General features: G+C 66.3%; 22 protein-coding genes and 1 pseudogene. 8 read left to right on the forward strand and 15 right to left on the reverse strand.

Annotation, left to right across the window (positions count from 1 at the left end):
• Positions 1-234: 234 nt before the first annotated feature.
• Positions 235-2,241: a M13 family metallopeptidase gene (locus AC27VL_RS07470; RefSeq protein WP_488765937.1), complete on the forward strand. Its 2,007-nt coding sequence runs from the start codon at positions 235-237 to the stop codon at positions 2,239-2,241.
• Positions 2,242-2,369: 128 nt separating this feature from the next.
• Here the strand turns inward: AC27VL_RS07470 and AC27VL_RS07475 are convergent, their stop codons facing one another.
• Positions 2,370-4,025, reverse strand: a complete 1,656-nt coding sequence (locus AC27VL_RS07475; RefSeq protein ID WP_488765938.1) for a saccharopine dehydrogenase family protein — start codon at positions 4,023-4,025, stop codon at positions 2,370-2,372.
• Between the two features lie 125 nt (positions 4,026-4,150).
• Here AC27VL_RS07475 and AC27VL_RS07480 point away from each other — a divergent pair, with 125 nt between their 5' ends.
• Together AC27VL_RS07480 and AC27VL_RS07485 are read left to right on the forward strand one after the other, a co-directional pair.
• Complete coding sequence (locus tag AC27VL_RS07480) at positions 4,151-4,633, forward strand: VOC family protein (protein ID WP_488765939.1); 483 nt, start codon at positions 4,151-4,153, stop codon at positions 4,631-4,633.
• Positions 4,630-6,216 carry a phytoene desaturase family protein gene (locus tag AC27VL_RS07485; protein WP_488765940.1) on the forward strand — a complete coding sequence of 529 codons (1,587 nt, stop codon included), beginning with the start codon at positions 4,630-4,632 and terminating at the stop codon, positions 6,214-6,216. Before AC27VL_RS07480 ends, AC27VL_RS07485 begins: the two co-directional genes overlap by 4 nt.
• A gap of 177 nt (positions 6,217-6,393) precedes the next feature.
• Here AC27VL_RS07485 and AC27VL_RS07490 read toward each other — a convergent pair whose 3' ends face one another.
• The 7 genes and pseudogenes from AC27VL_RS07490 to AC27VL_RS07520 form a co-directional block, all read right to left on the reverse strand.
• The gene (locus AC27VL_RS07490) at positions 6,394-7,068 is read right to left on the reverse strand and encodes a rhomboid family intramembrane serine protease (protein WP_488765941.1); all 675 of its coding nucleotides are present in this window, start codon (positions 7,066-7,068) and stop codon (positions 6,394-6,396) included.
• A gap of 93 nt (positions 7,069-7,161) precedes the next feature.
• On the reverse strand, positions 7,162-7,590 hold the full coding sequence (locus AC27VL_RS07495; RefSeq protein ID WP_244900647.1) for an MGMT family protein: 429 nt from the start codon (positions 7,588-7,590) through the stop codon (positions 7,162-7,164).
• Positions 7,497-8,417 carry a DMT family transporter gene (locus AC27VL_RS07500; RefSeq protein WP_488765942.1) on the reverse strand — a complete coding sequence of 307 codons (921 nt, stop codon included), beginning with the start codon at positions 8,415-8,417 and terminating at the stop codon, positions 7,497-7,499. The genes AC27VL_RS07495 and AC27VL_RS07500 overlap by 94 nt, the downstream gene beginning before the upstream one ends.
• Before the next feature lie 437 nt (positions 8,418-8,854).
• Positions 8,855-10,213, reverse strand: a complete 1,359-nt coding sequence (gorA, locus tag AC27VL_RS07505) for a glutathione-disulfide reductase (protein WP_488765943.1) — start codon at positions 10,211-10,213, stop codon at positions 8,855-8,857.
• Positions 10,210-10,361, reverse strand: a pseudogene (locus tag AC27VL_RS07510) (amino acid dehydrogenase); the annotation flags it as partial. The gene gorA and the pseudogene AC27VL_RS07510, both read right to left, overlap by 4 nt.
• 54 nt (positions 10,362-10,415) lie before the next feature.
• Entirely contained in the window at positions 10,416-11,660 is a 1,245-nt protein-coding gene (locus AC27VL_RS07515) for a DUF418 domain-containing protein (RefSeq protein WP_488765944.1), read from the reverse strand.
• A 99-nt stretch (positions 11,661-11,759) separates the two neighbouring features.
• Positions 11,760-12,242: an FKBP-type peptidyl-prolyl cis-trans isomerase gene (locus AC27VL_RS07520; RefSeq protein ID WP_025876084.1), complete on the reverse strand. Its 483-nt coding sequence runs from the start codon at positions 12,240-12,242 to the stop codon at positions 11,760-11,762.
• Positions 12,243-12,353: 111 nt separating this feature from the next.
• Here AC27VL_RS07520 and AC27VL_RS07525 point away from each other — a divergent pair, with 111 nt between their 5' ends.
• From AC27VL_RS07525 to AC27VL_RS07535, 3 genes are all read left to right on the forward strand, one after another.
• Entirely contained in the window at positions 12,354-12,893 is a 540-nt protein-coding gene (locus AC27VL_RS07525; RefSeq protein ID WP_488765947.1) for a C40 family peptidase, read from the forward strand.
• Positions 12,894-13,025: 132 nt separating this feature from the next.
• Positions 13,026-13,802, forward strand: a complete 777-nt coding sequence (locus tag AC27VL_RS07530) for a C40 family peptidase (RefSeq protein ID WP_100553143.1) — start codon at positions 13,026-13,028, stop codon at positions 13,800-13,802.
• Positions 13,803-14,033: 231 nt separating this feature from the next.
• Complete coding sequence (locus AC27VL_RS07535; protein WP_488765948.1) at positions 14,034-15,386, forward strand: sigma-54 interaction domain-containing protein; 1,353 nt, start codon at positions 14,034-14,036, stop codon at positions 15,384-15,386.
• Positions 15,387-15,430: 44 nt separating this feature from the next.
• Here AC27VL_RS07535 and AC27VL_RS07540 read toward each other — a convergent pair whose 3' ends face one another.
• The 7 genes from AC27VL_RS07540 to AC27VL_RS07570 form a co-directional block, all read right to left on the reverse strand.
• A complete protein-coding gene (locus AC27VL_RS07540) occupies positions 15,431-16,720 on the reverse strand; it encodes a transporter (protein WP_100553144.1) in 1,290 nt (429 codons plus the stop codon).
• 45 nt (positions 16,721-16,765) lie between these two features.
• Positions 16,766-17,518, reverse strand: a complete 753-nt coding sequence (locus tag AC27VL_RS07545) for a hypothetical protein (protein ID WP_100553145.1) — start codon at positions 17,516-17,518, stop codon at positions 16,766-16,768.
• Positions 17,519-17,531: 13 nt separating this feature from the next.
• Positions 17,532-18,236: a C39 family peptidase gene (locus AC27VL_RS07550; RefSeq protein WP_100553146.1), complete on the reverse strand. Its 705-nt coding sequence runs from the start codon at positions 18,234-18,236 to the stop codon at positions 17,532-17,534.
• A gap of 140 nt (positions 18,237-18,376) precedes the next feature.
• Positions 18,377-19,759, reverse strand: a complete 1,383-nt coding sequence (locus AC27VL_RS07555) for an adhesin (protein ID WP_089236356.1) — start codon at positions 19,757-19,759, stop codon at positions 18,377-18,379.
• Between the two features lie 42 nt (positions 19,760-19,801).
• Complete coding sequence (locus tag AC27VL_RS07560) at positions 19,802-20,416, reverse strand: hypothetical protein (protein ID WP_488765945.1); 615 nt, start codon at positions 20,414-20,416, stop codon at positions 19,802-19,804.
• Positions 20,413-20,952: a hypothetical protein gene (locus tag AC27VL_RS07565; RefSeq protein WP_346585350.1), complete on the reverse strand. Its 540-nt coding sequence runs from the start codon at positions 20,950-20,952 to the stop codon at positions 20,413-20,415. Before AC27VL_RS07565 ends, AC27VL_RS07560 begins: the two co-directional genes overlap by 4 nt.
• A 230-nt stretch (positions 20,953-21,182) precedes the next feature.
• Positions 21,183-22,517: a dicarboxylate/amino acid:cation symporter gene (locus AC27VL_RS07570; RefSeq protein WP_025876066.1), complete on the reverse strand. Its 1,335-nt coding sequence runs from the start codon at positions 22,515-22,517 to the stop codon at positions 21,183-21,185.
• Positions 22,518-22,671: 154 nt separating this feature from the next.
• Here AC27VL_RS07570 and AC27VL_RS07575 point away from each other — a divergent pair, with 154 nt between their 5' ends.
• Together AC27VL_RS07575 and AC27VL_RS07580 are read left to right on the forward strand one after the other, a co-directional pair.
• Complete coding sequence (locus AC27VL_RS07575; RefSeq protein WP_100553149.1) at positions 22,672-24,378, forward strand: alkaline phosphatase; 1,707 nt, start codon at positions 22,672-22,674, stop codon at positions 24,376-24,378.
• Positions 24,375-24,920 (forward strand): WG repeat-containing protein, encoded by a 546-nt coding sequence (locus AC27VL_RS07580; protein WP_488765946.1) that lies wholly within the window; start codon positions 24,375-24,377, stop codon positions 24,918-24,920. Before AC27VL_RS07575 ends, AC27VL_RS07580 begins: the two co-directional genes overlap by 4 nt.
• Positions 24,921-25,312 lie beyond the last annotated feature (392 nt).

The following is a 25,312-nucleotide window of genomic DNA, read 5'->3' on the forward strand; positions in this document are numbered from 1 at the left end:
TTGCCTGCAGAGGCCCGGGATTTCCCGGGCCTTTGTTTTTTCGCGCGGGTAGAGGCCGACCTTGGTCGGCGCATGGCACAAAGTAGCCACCGTGACGCGTGCATCCCGTGCCCATGCCACCCACCCGGTAGCGCCGGGCCATGCCCGGCGGATGCACCGTGATGCGTGCATGCCGCGCCCATGCCCGGCTTGCTATAGTTCGCCCGCCCTCAATCCATCACGGATTCGTTCTACATGCCCAACTTCCGTCCGCTTGCCATCGCCCTGGGCATCAGCCTGGCGACCCTGGTTCCGACCCACGATGCGTTCGCCGCCAAGAAGAAGGCCGCGCGCGCCCCGGCCGTCAGTGCGCAGTGCAGCGATTTCTACGACGCCACCAACGCGGGCTGGCTGAAGGCCAACCCGGTGCCGCAGATCGGTGCCGCCACCGCGTTGGGCCAGCTGGTCGACCGCAGCCGTCAGCAGCAGCGTGAGCTGCTGGACGCCTCGATGAAGGCGCCGCAGGGCAACGTGCAGAAGCTGCTGGGCGACTTCTGGGCCAGCGGCCTGGACGAAGCTGCAGTGGAGGCCGATGGTTCCAACCCGATCGCGCCGTTGCTGACCCGCATCAACGCGATCAAGAAGGCCAAGGACATTCCCGCCTCGATCGCTGCGCTGCACCAGGTCGGCATCCCGGTGGCCTTCAACTTCGGTCCGGACGTGGACCTGAAGGCACTGGACCGCCACATCGGTTACTTCATGCAGGGCGGCATGGGCCTGCCTGATCCGGCCTTCTATACCCGCACCGACGCCGACACCGTCGCGCTGATGGGCCGCTACCGCGACTACGTCAAGCAGATCCTGGCACTGACCGGCACCCCGGCGGCCAAGCTGGACGCCGAGTCGCAGGCAGTGATCGCGCTGGAAACCGAACTGGCCCGCAACGCGCAGTCGCTGGCGGGCATCAACAACCCGTTCAACAACTACGCGCCGATCTCCACCAAGGACCTCAACAGCCGCTATCGCAACCTGCAGCTGGATGCGTTCCTGAAGGCGCAGGGCGTCAACGATGACCTGGTCTCGCTGGCCGATCCGGCGCTGTTCAAGCAGCTCGACGGCATGGTCACCAAGCTCAAGCCGGACCAGTGGAAGGCCTACCTGCGCTGGCGCGTGGGTGACTCGATGGCACCTTACCTGTCCAAGGCGTACCGCGATGCGGAGTTCGAATTCCGTGGCCGCGTGCTGCGTGGCGAGACCCTGCCGCCGCAGCGCTGGGAAAGCGTGCTGGACGCGATCAACGTGGCCGCTGGCCCGATGGTCGGCCGCGAATACGCCGCGCGTTACCTGTCTGCCGAAGACCGTCGCCAGGCGGCGTGGATCGTCGACAAGGTGCGCGAAGTGCAGATCGAGGCGGTCAAGAACAACAGCTGGATGAGCGCCGAGGCCAAGACCGAAGCGCAGGCCAAGCTGGCCGCGCTGAAGATCGAGATCGGCACCCCGCTGCGTGACCTGGATTACAGCGTGCAGCCGATGGGCCGTGGTTCGTTCGGCGGCAACATGCTGATCGCTTCCACCTGGCGCCACCGCGAGGAAATGAAGCGCATCGGCAAGGGCAACGCCGACCGCCGCTGGGACGTGCTGCCGCAGCAGCCGTCGCTGGCCTATGACCTTGCGCAGAACCGGCTGATCGTCACCGCCGCGATCCTGCAGGGCCCGGTGTTCAACGCCAAGGCCGATGCCGCCGACAAGTTCGGCAGCTTCGGTGGCCTGGTCGGCCACGAGCTGACCCGCGCGATCGACGCCAAGGGTGCACTGGTTGATGCCAAGGGCGAACTGCGCAGCTGGTGGACCCCGGCCGACAAGACCGCCTGGACCCTGCTCGGCAGCCGTGTCGCTACCCAGTACGGCGCCTACGAGTTCCCCGGCGTGAAGGGAGCCAAGGTCAACGGCACGCTGACCCAGGAAGAGAACCTGGCCGACATCGCCGGTCTGGAACTGGCCTGGGCCGCCTACACCGCGCAGGAGCCGAAGGCCAAGCCGGCACAGCAGCAGGGCTTCTTCCGCGCCTGGGCCGCGCTGTGGCCGCAGCAGCTGTCGCCGAACGAGGCCGCACGCCGCCTGACCGCCGACATCCGTGCACCGGGCCGCTGGCGCACCAACGGCCCGCTGTCGAACCTGCCGGCGTTCGGCGCCAGCTTCAGCTGCAAGCCGGGCCAGCCGATGCAGCGTACCGACGCCGAGCAGATCAAGGTCTGGCGCTGAGGTTGATGCGATAGCGGTAACGGAAAGGGCGCCTTCGTGGCGCCCTTTTTCGTGGTTCTGGCCATCCACGCATGGCGTGGATCTACTGCCGTTGCCTGGGGTGGATCCACGCCAGGCGTGGATGGGCATCAACCCGCCCTCAACGTTCCCCGGTAATGCACGATCCGCCCCACCACTGGCGCGCCGATCTCCACGTCGAAGACAAAGCATCCGTCCTCATCACTCTCGAAACTGTTTTCCCCCGGCAGCAGCCATTGCGGCAACGGCATGCCCAACAGCGACCAGCGTCGTGGCACCAGTTGCAGCCGCCCGTTATCGACCAGCAGCGCCAACGCTACCGAGATCACGCCGAAGCGCTCGACCAGCAGCGCTTCGTTGCGCCCCTGCCCCTGCGTCTGCAACGAAGAGAAACGACGGCCGGCAAAGGTCCGCGTCCAGCGCTCACCGCCGGCCTCCGGGGTGAACTCCACACTGACCGGCAGACTCTCGCCCGCCGCGGGAAAGCCGAACACCTTCCCCAGCAACCGCGACAGCAGCCCGCGACCACGCTCGACCGATGCCGTGCCGCTCCAGCGCTTGGCTGCAGACGGCGCATGCAGCGCCTGCACGCTGGCCGGCAGTTGCGCGTATGCGCTGCCAAGCACGCGCTGGTACAGGCTGGCACCCGGCATGTCCCGGCGGAAACCGGTGTGGATGGTGCGGCCTTCAAACAGGCGGTCGTAGTCGCTCAACTCCAGCGCATGCGTGGCCGCGCGCGCCCCGGGCGTCGGCCGATCACCGGCCAGCTGCTTGCGGATCACCGCCTCGATCGCCATCGACGGAATGTACGGACCGTCATCGGCCTCGGCCAGCAGGTGCCAGCTCTGTTCGACGCGCGCACCATCGCGGGTGCCCACCGCGCGTACGATCATGCCGCCGCGATGTTCACCGAACTTCATCAGGTTCAGTACGGTGTAGAACAACCGCGAGCACGGCTCCAGCGACGGCAGTTTCAGGTGCAGACGCGCCTTGGCCAGCAGGTTCAGCACGCGATGCAGGATTTCCGGCACCGGGCCAGCCCCCATCCAGATGTCGGTCATCGTCGGATGTTCGGGTGGCAGCACCTGCAGATCGGGCACATCCACCAGCGAGAAATGCAGGTTGCGCAGCGGCAGCCGCCCCGGCACCGCGACGGTGAAGCGGCGACTCTCGGCGAGGCCGATGCCGTGCCCATCGCGACCGTTGCGGCGCAGCTTCACCGGTGCACCGGCATAGCCGACGACCGCACGCATCACATTCAGACCAATGCCGGCATACGGCGATGGCGCGATGCCACCTTCCACGCTGACGATATCCATGTGCGTGGCCATCTCGCGCAGCACCGCGGCGGTCAGTACCGGGAAGCTGCTGACGCCGGACAGCACGTAGATGCCGGCCGCCCTGGCCTGCTCGTCGTACTGCGAAACGCCGAATACGAAGTCCGCCGCGTCGGCGAAGTCCAGATAATCAATGCCGGCAGCGATGCAGGCTTCGATCGCCGTGTAGCGATGTTCGCCGTAGTCCTGGAAAGGACCGGAGGCATCCACCACCAGGTCCGGCCGCTCGGCCTGCAGGGCCGTGGCCAACTGTTGCCGGTCGACCTGCAGCGGGCGCAGTGTCGATTGCCCCACGTAGCTTGCACAGAAGACCTGCGCCGCCGCCAGGTTGCGGCCACCGATCAGCAGTTCCAGCATCGGCAGGTCCGCCAGCAAGCGGACCAGACGCCCCCCGAACACCCCATATCCACCCAGAATCAGGATCTTCACGCATCGTCCCTGTCGTGTCGTCTGCCCATGGTAGCGCGACGCCGCCAGCTCCCGCAGTGCAGCACGATCCGGCATTAACACGACCCATGCTATCGCTGCGCCTTCGTCCGCTGCGGAGCCCCACCATGGCTCACAAGAACACGATCTGCGTCTGGTATGACAGCGGTGCGCTCGAGGCCGCCACGTTCTACGCAAAGACCTTTCCCGACAGTGAAGTAACCGCCGTGCATCACGCGCCAGGCGACTTCCCCGATGGCAAGCAGGGCGATGTCCTCACCGTCGAATTCACGGTCTGCGGTGTCCCCTGTGTCGGCCTCAATGGCGGCCCGACCTTCAAGCACAGCGAAGCGTTCTCGTTCCAGATTTCCACCGAGGACCAGAACGAGACCGATCGCCTGTGGAATGCCATCGTCGGCAACAGTGGCCAGGAGAGCCAATGCGGCTGGTGCAAGGATCGCTGGGGCATCTCCTGGCAGATCAGCCCACGCATGCTGATCGAAGCGGTGACCAGCAAGGACAAGGCCCTGGCCAAGCGCGCCTTCAACGCGATGATGCCGATGACGAAGATCGACATCGCCACCATTGAAGCAGCGATCCGCAACGCATGACGACGTGGGACACGATCATCGTTGGCGGCGGCCACAACGGGCTGGTGTGTGCGGCGTATCTGGCGCGCGCGGGGCAACGGGTGCTGGTGCTGGAGCGCCGTGGTGTACTCGGCGGTGCGGCGGTCACCGAAGAGTTCCATCCCGGCTTCCGCAACTCGGTGGCCTCGTACACGGTGTCGCTGCTGCAGCCGAAGGTGATCGAGGAACTGCAGCTGCATGCGCACGGGCTGCGCATCGTCGCGCGGCCGGCCAACAACTTCCTGCCATTGCCCGATGGTCGCTACCTGCTGTCTGCACCGGGCCGCACCCAGGCGGAAGTGGCGAAATTTTCCGAGCGCGATGCGCAGGCGCTGCCCGCCTATGAAGCGCGCCTGGAAGTATTTGCCGACGTGCTGCGCGACTGGGCGCTGCGTCCGCCGCCCGACCTCGGGGTGACAGCTGGCTGGCGCGCGCTGCCCGCGCTGTGGCAGATGGGCCGGCTGGGGCGCGAGCTGGCCGCACTTGATCCTGCATTGCGGCAGGAACTGCTGGATCTGTTCACGCTGTCGGCCGCCGAATACCTGGACCGCTGGTTCGAGAGCGAGCCGATCAAGGCCCTGTTCGGCTTCGATGGCATTGTTGGCAACTACGCCAGCCCCTACACGCCCGGCAGCGCCTACGTGCTGCTGCATCACGTGTTCGGCCAGTGCAACGGGGTCAAGGGTGCCTGGGGCCACGCCATCGGTGGCATGGGAGCGATCAGCCAGGCCATCGCTGCATCCGCGCGTGCGGCCGGTGCAGAGCTGCGCGTCGATGCCGGCGTGCAGCGCCTGCAGGTTGAAGACGGACGCGTGGTCGGCGTCACACTGTCAGGCGGTGAGAACCTGCGCGCACGTGCCGTGGTGGCCAACGTCAATCCGAAGCTGCTGTACGAACAACTGCTGCAGCCTGCGCAGGTTCCAGCCACCACCCGCGAGCGGATGGCGAACTGGCGCTGCGGCTCGGGCACGTTCCGGATGAACGTGGCGCTGTCGCGACTGCCGGATTTCCGCGCCCTGCCCGGCCCGGGCGACCACCTCAGTGCCGGCATCATCATGGCGCCCAGCCTGGATTACATGGACCGTGCCTGGCTGGATGCACGCCGCGATGGCTGGTCGCGCGAGCCGATCGTGGAGATGCTGATTCCGAGCACGCTGGACGACTCGCTGGCGCCCCCCGGGCAGCATGTGGCGAGCCTGTTCTGCCAGCACGTGGCGCCGGAGCTGCCCGATGGCCGTCACTGGGATGACCACTGGGATACCGTCGCCGACCTGATGATCGCTACCGTCGATCACTACGCCCCCGGCTTCGCCGACAGCGTGCTCGGTCGGCAGGCGCTTTCACCGTTGGACCTGGAACGGACGTTCGGGCTGATCGGCGGCGACATCTTCCACGGTGCGCTCAGCGCCAACCAGCTGTTTTCGGCACGGCCGATGGTCGGCCAGGCCGGCTATCGCGGCGCCCTGCCCGGCCTGTACCTGTGCGGAGCGGGCACGCATCCGGGCGGCGGGGTGACCGGTGCGCCCGGGCACAATGCGGCGCAGGTGGTGCTGCAGGACCAGTAGATCCACGCCATGCGTGGATGTGGGCACAACCCGCCGCCTGCATTGCCCGCTGTTGGTAGGCGCCAACCTTGGTTGGCACAACGTGGCAGAGATGATTGCCAACCAAGGTTGGCATCTACCGGCGTCAAAGCGTGCCAACCAAGGTTGGCATCTACCGGCGTCAAATGAACCTGCGGCTCATTTGACGCTGCGCAGATGATTCGGGCGCTTCGGCGGGCCGGGGGGACGACGCTTGTTGAACGGCGGTTGGCCACGCCAGTAGCGGATCAGCAGCCAGCCGAACAGCATGCCGCCCAGGTGCGCGAAATGGGCCACGCCTGGCTGCCAACCGGTCATGCCCAGCACCAGCTCGCCCACGCCGAACAGGATCACGAACGTACGCGCCTTCATCGGAATCGGCGGGAACAGCAGCATCACCCGCTGGTTGGGGAACAGCATGCCGTAGGCCAGCAGCAGGCCGAACACACCACCGGAAGCGCCCAGCACCGTGGCCGGGTTCTCCAGCATCGTGCCGACCAGCAACTGGCACAGGCCGGCGCCGACAACGCACACCAGGTAGTAGATCAGGAAGCGCTTCTCGCCCCAGATCTGTTCCAGCGGCGCGCCGAACATGAAGACAGCCAGCATGTTGAAGAACAGATGCCCGAAGCTGCCATGCAGGAAGCCGTAGGTCAGCAGCTGCCACGGCTGGAAGTTGCCACCCGGCGAGAACGCATCGAAGCCCTGCTGCAGCGGCTGCAGCATGAACGGTTCGAAGGTCTGCATGCCGAGCAGGAACGGCTGCTGCAGCAGGAACAGGATCGCGTTGGCGATCAACAGGGCCTTGGTAACGGTTGGCAGTCGCGGGAACATGGGGACACCGGCATGGAACGGCCTCCATCATAGCCGCAGCACCGGCCCTTTTTGACCCGAGCGGACGGTCGCCCGTTCAGTCGCAGGCAGCGATCAACCCGGTCCCCATACGGCGGCATCCAGCGCCGCCGCCGGGTCGACTGCGGGCATCCGCACCCGGCCGTTTTCCACGACGACACCCTCCGCACGCAGCCGCTGCGATTGTTCGCGCCAGCCGGCCGAACCTTCGGCCATGGCGATGCGCCCATCCGAGCGCAGCACCCGGTGCCAGGGCAGTGTGGGATCCTCATTCTGGCCGAGGATGCGCGCGGTCAGCCGGGCGCGTCCGGGCAGGCCCGCGCGCATTGCGACCTGGCCGTAGCCCATCACCTGTCCCGGCGGAATCGCATGGATCACCGCCAGGATGCGCGCACGCGCCTGCTCCGGTGTCAGCGGCGCAGCCGCGTCACCAGCAGTACGCCGAGCAGGACCAGCACGGTGCCGGCGATCTGCGCCGGCCCCATCGGTTCGTCGAGCAGCCATAGGCTCATCACGATGGTGGAAACCGGGCCCAGCATACCCACCTGCGCGGCCAGCGACGAGCCGACGCGCTGCACCGCCAGCATGATCGCCAGCACCGGCAGCACGGTGCAGACCGTCGCATTGATCAGCGACAGCCACTGCACCGCAGCGGGGGCCTGCCACAGCAACGGCAGTGGATGGGTGATGGTGAAATGCAGCAGCACCAGCACGCTGGCCACGCAGCTGGCGTAGGCGGTCAGACGAACTGCGCCGATACGGGCGACCACCTGGCCGCTGCCGAACAGATAGAGCGCGTAGCTGAGCGCGCTGCCCAGCACCAGCAGGCTGCCGAGAATAATCTGCCCACCTTCGCGCTGCAGGTCATGGCCGAACGCGATCAGCACGCCGAGATAGCTGAGCACGAGTGCACCGATCTGCCAGCGACCCGGCCGCTGCCGCGCCAGCAGCACGTTGATCAGCAGCACCAGGGTCGGGTTCAAGTACAGGATCAACCGTTCCAGGGTCACACTGATGTACTGCAGGCCCTGGAAATCCAGCAGGCTGGACAGGTAGTAACCGGTGAAGCCGAGCCACAGCACGCGCGCCCGGTCAGCCCAGGACAATCGCTCCGCACGGCGCGACGCCCACAACGCCATCAGCGCGAACAGGGGCAGCGCCATCAGCATGCGCAGCGCCAGCAGCGTGGTGGCATCCACGCCATGGCGCAGCCCCAGCTTGACGATGATGGCCTTGCCCGAAGCGGCAACGGCGCCGATCGCAGCCAGGCCGATGCCGCCCAGGGCGATACGCGGGGACGTGGTGGCAATGCGGGGGGAAGAGGTAGACATCAGGAAGAAAACGGGCCGCACGGGCGACTGGAAGGAGCCGGATTACTTCCAATTGTCTCATGGCACCTCTGGGCGAACGATCCGATTCCCGTTCATGCCCACTGCAACGCCTGATCCACGCATGACGTGGATCTACGTGTCGACCAAGGTCGACACCCACCAAGAGCAGGCCCTGCCATCCAGACAGATTGCGGGAACCTGTCGAAGGCGGGGTGGGTCCGGTTGCGGGGGCGTGAGCCGCATGGATGCGGCGACCGAGCTTACAGGGACGTACTTGCAGCGTCCCCCGCAACCGGACCCACCCCGCCATCCCACGGAATGCACGCTGTTGCTGTTGCTTCAACCGTTGCTGTTGAGGTTGCCGGCCAGCGGCCGGCACTACCGTGAGTTGCTGTTGAGGTTGCCGGCCAGTGGCCGGCACTACCGTGAGTGTCGGCTCAGCGCATCAACACCACTTCTTCAGCAGACGTCGGGTGAATCGCCACCGTGTCGTCGAACTGCGCCTTGGTCGCGCCCATCTTCACCGCCATCGCAAAACCCTGCAGGATCTCGTCGGCCGCTTCACCCAGCAGGTGTACACCCACCACACGCTCTTCCGGCCCGGCACAGACCATCTTGAAAAGGCTGCGCTGGGTGCCGTTGGCCAGTGCCTGCAGCATCGGCCGGAACCGGCTGTGGTACACCGTCACCTGCTCGAAGCGCGCACGCGCGTCTTCCTCGCTCATGCCCACTGCGCCCAGCGGCGGGTGCGAGAACACCACGCTGGCCACGTTGTCGTAGTCCATCTTCGCGTCCGGGCGGCCACCGAACAGACGATCCATCAGACGGCGCGATGCAGCCACGGCAACCGGCGTCAGGCCGACCTTGCCAGCGATGTCACCGACCGCATGCACGCTCGGCACCGCCGTGGTCTGCCACTCGTCCACCTCCACCTGCTGGTGTTCGCCGATGCCGATGCCCAGCGCTTCCAGGCCCAGATCCCTGCTGTTGCCGCGCCGGCCGGTCGCGAAGAAAACGGCGTCGAACACGCTGTCGATCGGGCCGTCATGGCCGAAAGCGCGCACGCGCTCGCCGTCGCGCTTCAACTCACGCAGACGGTAATCGAAGTGGATGCGAACACCCTGCTGGCGCAGGTTCTCGGCCAGTTGCGCGGTCAGCTCGTAGTCGAAGCGCTCCAGCAGGCGACTGCCACGCACCAGCAGGCTCACCTTGCTGCCCAGCGCCTGCAACAGCCCGGCAAGTTCCACCGCGATGTAGCCGCCGCCGATGATCGCGACCTCGGCCGGTGCCGCGCGCAGGTCGAAGAAATCGTCGGACACCAGGCCCAGTTCGGCGCCGGGAATGTCGGGCCGCTGCGGATGGGCGCCGGTAGCGATGAGGATCTGTGCAGCGCTGTACTGCACGCCATCACTGCACGCCACGGTGTGCGCATCCAGCAGATGGCCACGGGCCGGAATACGCACCACGCCGGTTTCATCCAGCCGCTTGTGATAACTGGTGTGGATGTTGCTGATGTAGGCCTGGCGATGGATCACCAGCTCCTTCCACGACAGTGCCGGACGCGCGTCCACGTCGAAGCCCATCGCGCTGGCCAGGCTTATGCGCTCGGCCAGATCGGCCGCCAGCCACATCGCCTTCTTCGGCACGCAACCTACATTCACGCAGGTGCCGCCCAGTTCACCCGGCTCCAGCAGGGCAACACGCTTGCCATGCTGCGCAGCGCGGATGGCGCCGGCCAGGCCAGCGGAACCGCCGCCAAGGACGATCAGATCGTAGTCATAAGAAGGAGTGTTCATCGGAATCGCTCGGGTCGACAGGGAACAGGATCGATGGCGGGCGTGCGCCCGCAGAGAAGATCGGCGGGCAGCTGGCTGACGCAGGCGCTCATGCTGCTGCGAGCATGCCATGGCCCGCTGCAGGCCAGACGTGAGGGTATGCAGCGACACGCGTGGCGATGCACGCAGCCACGCAGGAAGAGATGTGCGTGGCCTGCATCGATCACCCCTGCCCGGCCCTACCGCGCATTGCCGGCCACTGCTGGTATGTCATCGCACGCCACAGCCATTCCATCGGGCCGAAGCGGAAACGGCGCAGCCACAGATGGCTGAGGATTACCTGCGCAGCGAACAGCAGCAATGAGAACAGCAGCTGCCAGGCACGCGGCACTGCGTCGAACCACCCCAGCCCGTAGTGATAGAACAGCAACGTACAGACCAGCGATTGACCCAGGTAATGGGTCAGCGCCATCCGGCCGACCGGCGCCAGCCAGCCCATGCGCGCACGCCAGTGCACGATCCAGGCCAGATAGCCCAGGCACATCGGCACGCCGCCCACGGCCACCAGTGCCATTGCCGCAGTGGTCGGCAGGTCATAGACACCCGGCGCCAGATAGGGCTTCCACAACACACCCGCCAGGGTGACCAGCAGGCCCAGAGGCAGCGCGACCCAGCGCAGGCCGGCATATAACCGGGGGAAACGCTCGGGCGCGGTCAATGCGCCGCTGCCAGCGAACCAGGCACCCAGCAGGAACATACCCAGCACTTCGGGCCCGGAAATGAACATGCCGCCCAGCGACGCGCCGAACTCATGCAGGCGCTGCACGTTGGCCTGCATCCAGTCGCCCTGGCCATACACCAGACGTTGCTGGTCGATGCCCTGCTGCGCGTCGACCAGCATCTTCTGCAGGTCCTGCGGGGTGGCCATCGACACCATTGCGCCGACCAGCAGCATCAGCGCAACACCCAGTGCATACACCAGCAGACCCATCCACGGCAGCCAGCTGCGCGGTGCTTCGCGACAGGCCAGCAACGGCAGCGAGGCCAGTGCATACAGCACCAGGATGTCGCCCGACCAGACCAGCAATGCGTGGCACAGGCCGATCAGCAGCAACCCGGCGCTGCGGCGCAGGTAGAACGGAGTGAACGGGCGACCCGCCGTTTCAGCACGCTGGGCCATCACCGCAAAGCCCGCACCGAACAACAGCGAGAACAGGGTGAAGAATTTTCCCTGCACGAACACATAGACGAAGGCATCGGCCCAGTAGTCGATGCCCTGCCAATGCGCGTCGATGCCGGTAAAGGCCAGGTCCAGCGGCCCGCTGAGGGCCTCGATGTTCATCAGCAGGATGCCCAGCAGGGCAAACCCGCGCAGTATGTCCAGCAGGGCGATGCGTTCGCCGGAAGCCACCGGTTGCAGGGAAGGGGAAGCGGTGTTCACGGGGCATCCGGCGTGCAGGTCCGTCATTATGCCGCCGGCCTGCGGACCATGGATGGCTCCGCCCTGTTCCACATACGCAACGGCCCGCCAAAGCGGGCCGTTGCTGCCATCACGATCGCAACGCGATCAGTGCTGGTGACCGCCGTCGCCGTGGACGTGGCCGTGTTCGAGCTCTTCCTTGCCGGCTTCGCGCACGTCGACGATCTCGACGTCGAAATGCAGGTCCTTGCCGGCCATCGGATGGTTCAGGTCGACGTCGACCACGCTCATGCCGACCTTCTGCACGGTCACGGCACGCGGGCCGAAGTTGGTCTGCAGCACGACCTGCTGGCCCGGGACCAGCTTGGCGGTACCGAAGTGCTTCTTCGGCACGCGCTGGGACAGGCCATCACGGCGCTCGCCGTAGGCATCGGCCGCCTTAACGTCGACGTCGAAGGTCGCGCCGGCTTCCTTGTCCATCATGGCGTTTTCCAGGCCCGGGATGATGTTGCCGTGGCCGATCAGGATCGCCAGCGGCTCGCCGCGGTCCTTGGACGATTCGATCGGCTCCTGGCCGGCCTCGGAGACGGTGTAGTGGAAGCGGACAACGCGGTCTTTTTCGATCTTCATGCGCAACTCTGTCTGGATCTGCCGGAGGCAGGCGGGTTGGGGCGGGTTGTCGCCCGGCGGGGACGCCGCCATCATGACGGCCAATCCAAGGTCGCGCATTATCCGGAGAACATGCACATCACGCCAGTTTCGTCCGGCACGCGCCGGCTCCTCGCGCCCGCCCTGCTGCTGGCCCTGCCCCTTCTGCTGACCGCCTGTGGCGGCGGCAAGGCCGTCCGTTCCACACCGCCACCGCCTGCGGCAAGCTGGCCCAGTACCACACCGGACAACCCCGAGGCCGCCAATTCGGTGCTGATGCGCGCCATCAGCCTGGTCGGCACGCCCTACCGCTATGGCGGCAACACGCCTGAATCCGGCTTCGACTGCAGTGGCCTGGTCGCCTACGTCTACCGTGAAATGCTGGACCTGAAGCTGCCGCGGACCTCACGCGACCTGGCGGCGGTACAGGGCCCGAAGATCGATCCGAAGCGCCTGGCGACCGGCGACCTGGTCTTTTTTGGCAGCCGCGGCAATGTCAGTCACGTGGGGATCTACGTGGGCGAAGGTCGATTCGTGCACGCCCCGAGCACCGGCGGAACGGTGCGCCTGGATTCGCTCAGCGGACCCTACTGGAAGGACCACTACACAGGGGCGAAACGCGTCCTTCGCTAAAATGAACAGGCGATATGTTCAAAATTGTGACAGGCGTCACTGCGCAACTAACGATTTACTAACGGAATTTTTAACTTATTACCGCTTTTACAGGGCATGATGCCCCATCGTTTTTTTCCTTGTGACCGACGCGTGACGACAAACGACCCGACGTGCCAAGGCCAGACCGCCGCTTCTTCGCGTAGTGTCCGCCCGCTTCTGCTGGGCTTGGCATTGTGTCTGACCAGCCTTCCCGCCTGGTCGCAGTCCGCTCCCACCCGTACCGATGCGACCCCGGCTGCCACCGCCGAGACCGCTCCCCGCGCAGCCGCCAAGGCCGACGCCACCGCTCCGCAGCGCAGCCGCGCCGATGCCGCCGCCAGCGCCACCCTGGCCGCCCTGCTGCCGCACCTGGCCGCCAATGACACCATTCCGCTGATGGACCGCTCGGCCATGGTGGCCGGTGACCTCAGCCGCCTCCTCGCCAATTACGACACCAGCAGCGCCGCCAATGGCAGCGTCGTGGTCGGTACCGCTGCCGACAACGGCAAGGTGCAGTCGCTGCTGCGCCGGGCCATGACCCTGCTCGGCACCCCGTACCGTTGGGGTGGCAGCAATCCGGACAGCGGCTTCGACTGCAGCGGCCTGGTCGGTTATGTGTTCCGCTCGGCCCTGGGCATCGAGCTGCCGCGCGTCTCGCGTGAAATGGCGCATGACGCCAATGCCGAACTGATCAACGACCGCGCCGCCCTGGCCGCAGGCGATCTGGTGTTCTTCGGCCGCAAGGGCCGGGTCGACCACGTCGGCATCTATGTGGGCGATGGTCGCTTCCTGCATGCCCCGAGCACCGGCAAGGACGTCCGCGTCGACACCCTGCTCAGTGGCTACTGGGGCAACAAGTTCATGCAGGCCCGCCGGGTCGACCTCTGATTCGAGGCCGTCCGCACGTGACCTGACAAGCCGCTGCCCTGCAGCGGCTTTTTTGTTGGTTCATTGGGCCGGCGATGGCCGCTGGTCGACGCATGCTGCGTTGGTCATTGATGTCACGGTCCGTTTGGGCCGCAACCGGCCACCCACGCGTGGCCGCAGCATCCCGGCGTGGGGCGGCACACCGATGATGACCTGTCAGCCGCCCGCGTTGCCCGGATGCTGGGGGAAGGCATGGCGGCAAGCCTGGAGATTCCATCGCGCTGCGTGATCTGGTTCGGCCAGCCACCGGCCGCCGAGCGCGGCGCGCTGGCGGCCGCCGGATGGCAACTGCGCTGTGTCAGCCCGGCACCTGCCATGGCCATTGGCCTGCGCGGCCGCGATCATCTGGTCGCCGTCGTAGATCTTCGCCATCTGGACGCAGAGGCGGCGCAGTTGTTGCTGCCGTGGGTCGAGCAGCACCATCACCTGCCGTGGTTGGCCGTGCTGCCCGCCGGGCTGGGCAGCCCTCCTCCCGCCTGGGGGGCGTTGCTGCGGGCCTGCCAGGATCAGTTCTCGCTGCCGCTGGAGCTTCCCGACCTGCTGTCGGCGATGCAGCGCCAGTGCGACGGCGATGACCTGCCACTCGCCGCGCCCCACAACGGTGCCGGTCTTCCTGCACTGATCGGCAACAGCGCCCCCCTGCTGGCCGTCCGCACTGCCCTGCACAAATTCGCCCCGGTCGAGCTGCCGGTGCTGGTAACGGGAGAAACCGGCACCGGCAAGGAGCTGGCCGCGCAGGCGCTGCATGCGCTGTCCGGGCGTGCGGGGAAGCCCTTCCTGGCAGTGAACTGCGGTGCCATTCCCGCCAACCTTGTGCAGTCCGAACTGTTCGGCCACGAGCGTGGCGCTTTCACCGGCGCTTCCCAACGTCGCATCGGCCTGTTCGAAACAGCCCATGGCGGCACCGTATTCCTCGATGAGGTCGGCGACCTGCCCGCGGATGCGCAGACCAGCCTGCTGCGGGTGCTGCAGGAGGGCACGCTGGAACGGGTGGGCAGCAACCAGCCACTGCGGGTGGATGTGCGCGTGCTGGCGGCCACCCATGTCGAACTGGAGCAGGCGGTCGCCCACGGCCGCTTCCGGCGCGATCTCTATTACCGCCTCAACGTGCTGCGCCTGCCGATGCCATCACTGCGCGAACGTGGCGCCGATGTCCTGTTGCTGGCCGAACACTTCCTGCGCGCATTCCGCCAACGTCATGCCGGCCGTGCACGTGGCTTCGATTCTGGCGCGCACCAGGCGATGCGCGGGTTCGACTGGCCGGGCAACGTGCGCGAACTGTTGAACCGCGTACAGCGGGCGGCGATCGTGGCGGAGGGAGAACTGATCAGCGCGGCCGACCTGGATCTGGCCGAACCCGATGCGCCCGCACGGCGCGCGCTGCTGCAGGATGCGCGTGGCCAGGTGGAGCGCGATGTACTGCTGCAGGCGCTGCGCCAGCATGGCTACAACGTGTCGGCGTGCGCGCGGCACATGCAGATCTCGCGGGTGACGGTCTATCGGTTGTGCCGCAAACATCATCTTGAGCTGCCGGCGCAGCGCTGACCGCTGGCAGCTTGAAGCAGCCGGGCATGGCCCGGCCGCCCCGCCTACAACATGTACGGCACCTTGAACGCCAGCGTGAAGTCCGGCGCATCCGGGGTCAGGCCGATGCCCAGCATCGTCACCAACGTGGTGTGCTGGTTCAACGCGTAGGTCACGCCGAGATTGAGCGAGGCCGCATTGGCATCGCTGCCGATCACCTTCACCCATTCACCGCCCTTGAACCGGGTCGAGGCGCGCGTGCTGATCTTGTCGCTGAAGGAAATGCTCAGGCTGGTGCGCTCGTTGAACGCGAATGCCACACCGGCACCGAAGTACACCGAACCACCCAGCTTCACGTCACCGGGGTTGACCGTATCCGGGTTGCTGTCGATATCGCTGAAGCCGCGCGGGAACGAGTGGATGTAGCCGGCGTTGGCGAACAGGATGGCCGGATCGGCGGTCTTCACCATCGACACGCCCAGGTTGGCCTGCCACACGCCGTTGCCGGTCGGCTGTTCCTGCGGCACCGCGAAGCGGATGTAGTCGTCGTCATCGCGCTCGATCACTTTCCAGTCCAGGCCATAGGGTGCGCGACCTGTAGGAGCAGTCACGCCACCGGTCAGTACCGTCTCCGGACGCCAGCCGCGTTCGGCGAACAGCCGGTAATTGGCACTCAGGCTGACATCGCCGATGCCGTTGCCGTTGGTTTCTTCCTGCGCGATCGCCGCTGCTGCACCGCCGGCACCGCCCTTCTGGTAGACAGTGCGCCGGGCCAGGTATGGCACGTCCAGGTTCAAGGTGAGGTTGGGGCTGACGCCCCAGCGCGCGGCCAGGTTGTAGGTCAACGAATCGGATTCGACATTCTCGATCGCGATGTTGCCGAGGAAGATCGCATCCAGGGCGAGGAAGCCGTTGAGGGTGAGTTGCTTGCGGTCATAGCGCGCATAGGTGAGGCCGTTTTCGATGGTGAACCGGCGCGAGAACAACGCCGCCTGCTGCTGCTTGACGTCGTCCACGCTGCGCCGTGCCTCCTGCTTGGCCTGCTGTGCCTCGGCCGCGCTGCTGGCATAGCCTTCGCTGCTGGGCGGAACGGCGGATGCTGCAGCGGGCGCCAACGGCGCTGCGGGCGTCGTACCGGGGCCTGCGCGACCGCTCAGCCGCGCCTGCATCGCCTGCACCTGCATGTCCAGTTCGCGCAGGCGTCGTACCTCTTGGGCGTAATTGGCCTTGAGCTGTTCCAGTTGCGCGATCAGTGCCTGCATGTCGGCGCCCTCATTGGGCGCAGGCTGCTGGGCGAAGGCGGTGGCCGCCAGCGCCGCCAGCGCCAACGGAGTAAGCCGGAAGAGAGTGTGCATGTCGGTGACCTGCGTTGTACGTCGATTCCCCCTGACCAGGCCGTGTTACTGGCCCGGGCCCATGCCGCGGTTCATCCCGATCGCCTGGGCCACGTTCTGGCTCAAGGGCAGGTTGTTGGCCGCGGTGTTGCGTACCAGTTCCAGTTGCAGCCGGTTGCTGGCGGTCTGTCCATCGCCGGCCAAGGCAATGCCCTGCCCCACGCTGCCGTTGCGGATCCACTGCTGTACCAGGCTCTGCCCGTCGACCTGCAGCAGCAGGCGCGCCTGGTTGCCATCGAGCATGGCTGTGGCGGTAGCGCCACCCTGCTGTGCCTGCGCCATGCGGCTGCCGTCGTCGGTCATCGCTGTCGGCACCGCGCCATCACGCACGGTCAGCGTGGTCACGTTGCGCGCGGTGTTGCCATCGCCGGCCACCTGCACGCTCTGCACCAGTCCACTGGCATTGGCCAGGCCGGTACTGTCGATGCTGCGCCCTGCCGTGGTCGGCAACGGAGCGTCAGCGGCGGTGACGTGGACGCTGGGCTGGAAGCTCAGTTTCGGTGTCCCGCCATTGCGGAAATCCATGCCCAGGGTCAGCGCTCCCTGCACCACTGCACCGTTGGGCCCCTGCCACTGCGAAATCATCGTCACCCCGAACCAGGCCACGTTGTTGCCACCAACGGTGTAGCGGCCACGCATCAGGTTCAGTTCGGGATCGGGTATTTCCTTCAGGCCACGCCCCGGTGCACCGTCTGCCGCCATCAACGGCGACACCGACAGCATCAGCAGCAGGGCGAGTACTACACGTTGGCATTGCATGATCGTGCCTCCTTCAGAACAGGTCGGCGTGGCTGAAGCCGAAGTCGACCAGTTCGGCATCGGTGATCGGTCCCTGCCGCGCATACAACGCGCGGGCACTGGGCCGTTCGCTGGGTTGCAGCAGCGCCGTGTTGCGATCGAAGTCGCTGCCGATCACGACGAAAACAGCACGTGACGGCCAGGCGGCGCTGAACTCTTCCAATGACAGGCTGCGGTTGCCCAGAATCGGATCGGCCACTTCCACCACGCCGTCGCGCACCTGCTTGAGCACGACGAAATGCCGGAAGCCGCGTACATCCATCAGCACCAGTCCAGGAACCCGCAACGTGCGCAGCCGCGATTCATCGATGCGATAGCCGCGTCCACGCATGCCCAGCGATTCGACATAGCGTTTGATGTCCAACAACGAGAAACCGCGTTCCTTGACCAGCTGTGGATCGGATACCCCCATCATTCCCTCGATCACCGTCGCCTCGGTGGTGTCCAGGTGGTAGGCATAACGCAGGATGGTGGCCAGAGCGGCCGCCCCGCAGCTGTAGTCGGTGTGCTGCCGCACCAGGTTGCGATAACGCCGCTCCTGCATGCTTTCCACCTTCTGCTGCAGCAGCGCGCCATTGGGCAGCACCCCGCTGAACACCACCTCGCCTGCCCAGCCAGATGCGCTGGTCAACAGCAGCAGGCAGGGCAGCAAACGCAACCACCAGCGATGACCGGCCATGCTGTTCTCCACGAGAAGGAAGGAGCCCCTGCCCCAAGGGGGAGGAGGGACAGGGGCTCCCGGGGGAACCCGGCCATTGGCGGATGGCCGGGCTTGTTGCGCTCAACGCAGGTTCGCTGCGAAAGCGGTCACACCGTGGATCATTCGCCGCCGCCGGTCCCACCGCCGGTGCTCGGCTGTGCCACGGCCAATGCCAGGCTGTTGGCCTGCAGGTTGCCGGTACCCGATGCCACGTTCACGCCGATGTTGCCGGACGCGCCGGAGAACGCGCTGCCGGACAGTGCCGAGGTGTTGGTCGCATTGACGTTCACCCAGCGGGTGGTGCTGACCGTGCCACTGAGGCTGGCATACAGGTCGGCCACGCCCAGCTCGACGAACTGGCTGGTGCCGCTTTCACGCGTATCGAAGCCCAGGCCACCCACTCCCGGCCGGTTCGGGTTCATCGTTGCGTTCTGGATCTCGTTGTCCAGATCGATGTGCCCGGTCGCATTGCCACCCGGATGCGGCAGATCGCCACTCCACGTATCGAGGTAGTAGTTGGCCATCTGGTAGGCATTGCCGGTGCCGCGATAGGTACCGGCACCCACGGCCAGGGTACCGCCAGCGACGCGACCGCTCAGGCCGACCTGCACCGTATCGGTGTAGGACTGCACGAAGCCGGCGTTGGACACGGTGTTGCCGGTGGACACCTGGTTGGAGCTGATGCTCGACTGCGCCATCGCACTGGTGGCTACCGATGCAGCAAGTGCGTTCTTCTGCTCGTTGTTGTTGCCCGAGGCGATGTTCACACCGATGTTGCCCGATGCACCGCCGAAGGCATTGCCACCGAGGCCAGCGGCGTTGGTGACGCCGGAGTTCATGGTGGTGTTGCCGAAGCCGGCCTGGTTGACGAACACCTCGGCGTCGGCCATGCCGAAGCTGAAGGAGGCATCCGCAGCCGACAGCGACGCAGCGTTGTCCTGCGCGTTGTTGTCACCAGCCACCACGTTGAAGCCGAGGTTGCCGGAGGCACCGGCGCCGACATCATCGGCGATCGAAGCACTGTTGGTGACCAGGCTGTTGCCGGTGAGGTTGTTGCTGATCGACTGGCGGTTGTCGATCACGGCGATGGCGGCCGAATCCAGATCGATGTCACCGGTGATGGTCGGATCGCCGGAGAAGTTGATGTCCGAACTCAGCCGCAGGTCCTTCTCCAGGTTCACGTCGACGCCGTGGTTGTTCTTTTCCTTGCGCTCGTCGGCCTGGATGTTGCTGTTCTTCTGCACCTGCTCGTTGACGTTCACCGTGCGATTGCGGGTCACGTTCGAGGTGTCGGTGTTGTTGCGTACCGTGGTGTTGCTGCGGGTCCAGTTGCGGACTTCGTTGTCGGTGTGGTTGTGCGTGTCGTTGCGCGTTTCGGTCACGACGTGGTTGTGGTTGATGTTCGCATTGGCGTTCTGGTTGTCCCAGCCATTGGCCGCAGCAGCGGTCGAGGCAGTGGCAATTGCCATGGCGAGTACGGTCTTTTTGACAGTCGCTTTCATGGTGCCCTCTCTCTCATCAGTGATACATCGGGTGGGTGGTACTCACGGGTTGCCCTGCACGACCAGGCCTAGAACATTGGCCGTATCGTTTCGCGCTCCCGCGATCTGATTGAGTTGCAGGACACCGTCGAAGCCCCGCAGTGCCGTCGATGAAACGCCGACACTACGGATACCCGCCGCAACACCGTCACCGGCATCGCCCTGCCCCCCTGCTGACGCGATGTCCGAGGCGGCCAACGCCGTGTCATCGGATTCGCGTATTCCTTGCCGGGCCAGCGTCGCGCTGACGACATTGAGCGTCGTGTTGGCGATGCCGCTGGCCTGGTTGATCGATGCAATACCGCTGGCCCCTGCCAGCGCCTGTCCGGCGATGTGCGCGCTGGCTTCCAGTGGTGCCGACAGCACGACATCGTTGCTGTGCTGCTGCCGTGCGGCGATGGCCACGTCGGCGCGGTCGCCGCTGGCCATGCCATGCAGGTTGGCCTGGATGTTGAGATCGCCCGCCGCCTGGTTGATGGCGATGGTGCCGCTGGCACCCGCCAATGCGCGGCCATCGATGCGGGTCACATCGAGGTAGGCCAGCATGCCGCTGTAGTCGTCGGCCAGGGCTACGGCCGGCAATGCCAGCCAGGCCGCCAGCAGCACTGCGCGCTTCACTTGCCACCCGCCTGCGCAGGTGCGCCCAGCGGGAACTGCGACAGTGCGCCGCGTACGGTATCGCCGATGCCGCGTGTGGTATTGCCGACCGCACCCAGCGGGCCGCTCATCGCACCGCTGAGGCTGCTGCCACTGATCATCCCCTCGCCCGAGCGGCCGAGGGTTCCGCCCAGGGCCTGCTGGGTCACCCGCTCGACGGTGGTGACACCGTGCGCATGCACGCTGCCGGACTGACCGGCGCCGAGACCGGCGTAGTCGTCCTCGCTGAGTTCATCCATGCCGCTGGCGGCGCCACTGCTGCCGAGTGCGGCGGCGATCTCATGTTGCGGTTTCGGATCGGCGATCAACGCCACGCCGGGCGGCGCCATGCGGTAGGCCGGGCGCGTGGCCACGTCGCGCAACAGGACGATTTCGCCAGGCTGCGCCTTCACCCCTTGGCGGGCACCCGAAGCAGCCGCCGCCAACGGAACGGCCAGCACCAGCAGCAGCGCAAGCTGCCGGCCAGAAACAGTGATAAGGGTGGTGCTGCCGTCCATGCCGCTCTCCCGTTGCATATGCGCAGGGTGAGAGCAGCTTTCGTGCCAACACCGGGAGGCCGTCGCAGCGGGGGTTTGACCGGTAACACCGCGGCGGCATGACGCCGTAGTGTTACAACTTCGTTCGGATTCCGTTGGCCTTAACGCGCAGGAAACACCACTGCGCAAGGCGCCACCGGGGCTGTATCAGCAGTGTTACAGGTGCTGATACAGCCCGTTGCAGTGCCGCTTCAGGCGCGCGGCGGGCTCGGGTCGGGATCATCGATGCCGACGTTGGTGGACGGGTTGTCGTACACCGTCTGGTCGAGCAGGCCGGTTTCCTTGGCCACCAGCACCGGCACCAGCATCTGCCCGGTCACATTCGTCATCGTGCGCATCATGTCCAGGATGCGATCGATCGCGTACAGATAGCCGATGGTTTCCAGCGGCAGGTTGGCCGCACTCAGCACCACCGTCGCCATGATCACGGCCGTACCCGGCACGCCGGCGGTGCCGAAGCTGCCCAGCACCGAAGCGATCAGCACCACCACATACTGCTCGGGCGTCAGCGGCACACCGCTGTACTGGGCGATGAACACCGCGCACAGCGCCGGATAGATCGCGCCGCAGCCGTCCATCTTGATGCTTGCGCCCAGCGGCACCGCGAACGAGCCGTAGTCCTTGTTCACGCCCAGGTTGTGGGTGATCGAACGCAGCGCAACCGGCATCGCCGCGAAGCTGGAGGAGCTGACGAAGGCCACCTGCATGCCCGGCGCCGCGCCGCGGAAGAACTTCAGCGGATTCAACCCGTGCGCCAGCAGCAGCGCGCTGTACACCACCACGATGTGCAGTGCGCAGGCCACGTACAGCGCCAGCACGAAGTGGCCCAGCGGCAGCAGCTTCTCGAAGCCATAGCTGCCGACCAGGCCGGCAATCAGGCCGAAGGTGCCGATCGGAGTGACTTCCAGCACGAAGCGGGTCACCTGGATCATGATGTCGCTCATCTGCCCGACCAGCTTGCGCGCTTCGGTCACCTTCTCGCCGAGCTTGACGATGGCAAAGCCGACCAGGCCTGCGAAGAAGATCACCGGCAGGATCGAACCACGGCCCGCCGCCAGCACGGTCTCACCCGCGGCATTGACCTTGGTGCCGATACCCGACAGCGCGTAGAACACGTTGGACGGCACCACATCCAGCAGCACCTGCACCACGCTGGGCACTTCGCGCGGAACATAGTTGCTGGCCATCGACAGCTGCAGGCCACCGGCGCCGGGCTGCAGTACCGTACCCACGCCCAGGCCCACGCATACCGCGAGCGCGGCGGTGATCACGAACCACAGGAACGTGCGCCCGCTGAGCGCGGCCACCGATTTCTGGCCGTGCAGCGAAGAGATCGCGTTGATGACCGCGAAGAACACCAGCGGCACCGCGATCATCTTGATCAGGGTGACGTACAGCTCGCCGAGCGGGCCGAACCAGGTTTCAGCGGCCGGGCCAAGCGCCCAGCCGGCCAGCGCACCGAGCACGAAGCCACCGACCACGCGCTGCCAGAATGGAATCCGCAGCCAGGCAGAGACCAGCTTCATAGGCAATCCAAGGGGGTAGGAAGGGATGCTGGCACGATAGCCCAAGGCGGGCCGCAGAACGACCGCCCACGTGGCAAATCAGTGTGTCATCGGCGTGCCTTGCGAGGCCGGGCATAATGAACGTCCCGTTTCACTTTGTGAGATCCCAGCGTCCATGCGTCGTTCCGTCTCCCTGTTGGCCGCCTGCGCCACGACCCTGCTGCTCGGCGCCTGCGCCAGCACCGCCCCCGCGTCCGCTCCGGCCGGCCTGAAGGTCAGCGTCGCCCCCGTTGCCCACCCTGCCGGTGAAACCCCGCAGTGGTGGTACCGCAGCGGTGCCGCCCAGGCGGCCGCCAATGGCGCGATGGCCGGCAAGGCCAAAAACGTAATCCTGTTCCTGGGTGACGGCATGAGCCTGACCACCGTGGCCGCCTCGCGCATCTACGAAGGCCAGCAGAAGGGCGGCTCGGGCGAAGAGAACCTGTTGTCGTGGGAGCGCTTCCCGGCCACCGCGTTCAGCAAGACCTACAACACCGATTCGCAGACGCCGGATTCGGCCGGCACCATGACCGCCATCACCACCGGCGTGAAGACCCACATGGGTGCGATCGGCGTCAGTGCCGGCAGCCGCACCGACTGCGCCGACAGCCTGTCCAAGGGCCTGCTGACCTGGCTGCAGCTGGCCGACAGCGCCGGCCTGGCCACCGGCGTGGTCTCCACCGCACGCCTGACCCATGCCACGCCGGCCGCGACCTACGCGCATTCGCCCGAGCGCAACTGGGAAAACGACACCGACCTGACCGAAGCGGCCAAGGCCGCCGGCTGCAAGGACATCGCCCAGCAGCTGCTGTCGACCTCGCGCTACGGCCGCGGCCCGCTGGTCGCCCTGGGCGGTGGTCGCGGTGAGTTCACCACCGTGGAAGAGCGCGACCCCGAGTACGACGACAAGGTCGGCCAGCGCCTGGACGGCCGCAGCCTGGTACAGGAATGGCAGCAGGCACACCCGCAGGGCGCCTATGTGTGGAACAGCAAGCAGCTGCAGGCCGCCGCCAACGCACCGGCGATTCTTGGCCTGTTCGAGCCGGACCACATGCGCTACGAGTACGAACGTCCGCAGGACCCGGCCGGTGAGCCGAGCTTGGCCGAGCTGACCGCTGCAGCGATCAAGAACCTGTCGCGCCATCAGGAAGGCTACGTGCTGATGATCGAAGGCGCGCGCATCGACCACGCCAACCACAGCGGCAACGCCTACCGTGCGCTGACCGAGACCGTGGCCCTGTCCGATGCCGTGCGCGTGGCCAACGAGCTGACCTCGGCCGACGACACGCTGATCATCGTCACCGCCGACCATTCGCACACCCTGAACTTCGTCGGCTACCCGGCCCGTGGCAACCCGATCCTGGGCAAGGTGAAGGACAAGGGCGGCGAAGACGGTGCGGGCAAGCTCGACCTGGCACTGGATGGCAACGGCCAGCCCTACACCACCCTGAGCTATGCCAACGGCCCCGGCCACACCGGCACCAGCAACCAGCAGCCGGCGGGCCCGAAGCGCTACCCGCACAACCCCAGCAGCTTCGAGCCGGCCAACGGCCGCCCGAACCTGCACGATGTCGATACCGAGCATCCGGACTACATGCAGGAAGCGTTGGTACCGATGAAGTCCGAATCGCATGGTGGCGAGGACGTCGGCATCTGGGCACGCGGCCCGGGCAGCAAGGCGATCCGCGGCACCCTGGAACAGAACGCGATCTACCACATGATCGTGCAGGCCACCCCTGCCCTGCGCGACCGCCTGTGCAAGGCCGGCACCTGCGACGACAAGGGCGTACCGGTGGAACTGCCGGCACCGGCCACCTTCGAGCGCAAGGCTGACAGCAAGTGATGGCTCGGCCGGCACGCCCTGCCCTGGCCAGCCTGCGCCATGTGCGCTGGCTGGCCCTGCTGGGCGTGCTGGCCAGTACCTGCGCGTCAGCGCAGGGGCCGGCCTGCAAGGTCATGACCGAAGAACACGGGTTGTGGATGCTGCCCGGCTGCGAGGTCGTCGATGGCAAGCCGCAGATCAGCGCGGACACCCTGCAGGATCTTCCCTACGACGGCGACGGCCTGGCGTTGGTACAGACCGCCGACGGCTTCCACTACGTCGACCGTCGCGGCCGCAGCCAGGCGGTGATCACCTGGGACAACGGCGCAGACTCCCTGCAGGAAGGCCTGTTCCGCGGCCGCGTCGGCAATCGCGTGAGCTACTTCAACGCTGCCTTCGAGCAGGTGATTGCGGCCACGTTCGATTTTGCCTGGCCATTCCAGGACGGCGTGGCCGAGGTCTGCAACGGCTGCCGCCGAGGCACGCCCGATGGCGACGGGCATACGCCGATGGAAGGCGGCGAGTGGTTCCGCATCGATCGTTCCGGTCGCCGGCTGAAGTAAGGGGTTTATCGGCAGGGCTGCGCCCTGCACCTGCCGAAACAACGGCAACAGCCGAGCAACAGCAACAGCGGCATTCTGTGGGATGGCGGGGCGGTGTCGGATTGCGGGGACGCCGTGAACCCGCCCATGGGGGCTTGGCAGCCGCATCCATGCGGCTGACACCCCGCAATCCGACACCGTCCCACCTCTGACAGTTTCCCGGTGCCCAGTAGATCCACGCCATGCGTGGATGAAATCTGTCAGATATCGAATGAAATTCTGGGGTCAGATCTGTGTCGACCAAGGTCGACACCCACCAAGGGCAGACCACGCCATTCCGACAGATCGCGGGAAACTGTCGAAGGCGGGGTGGGTCCGGTTGCGGGGGTGTCCGCGGCATGGATGCCGCGGCC

The organism is Stenotrophomonas sp. 14P6.2.3, assembly GCF_057799055.1.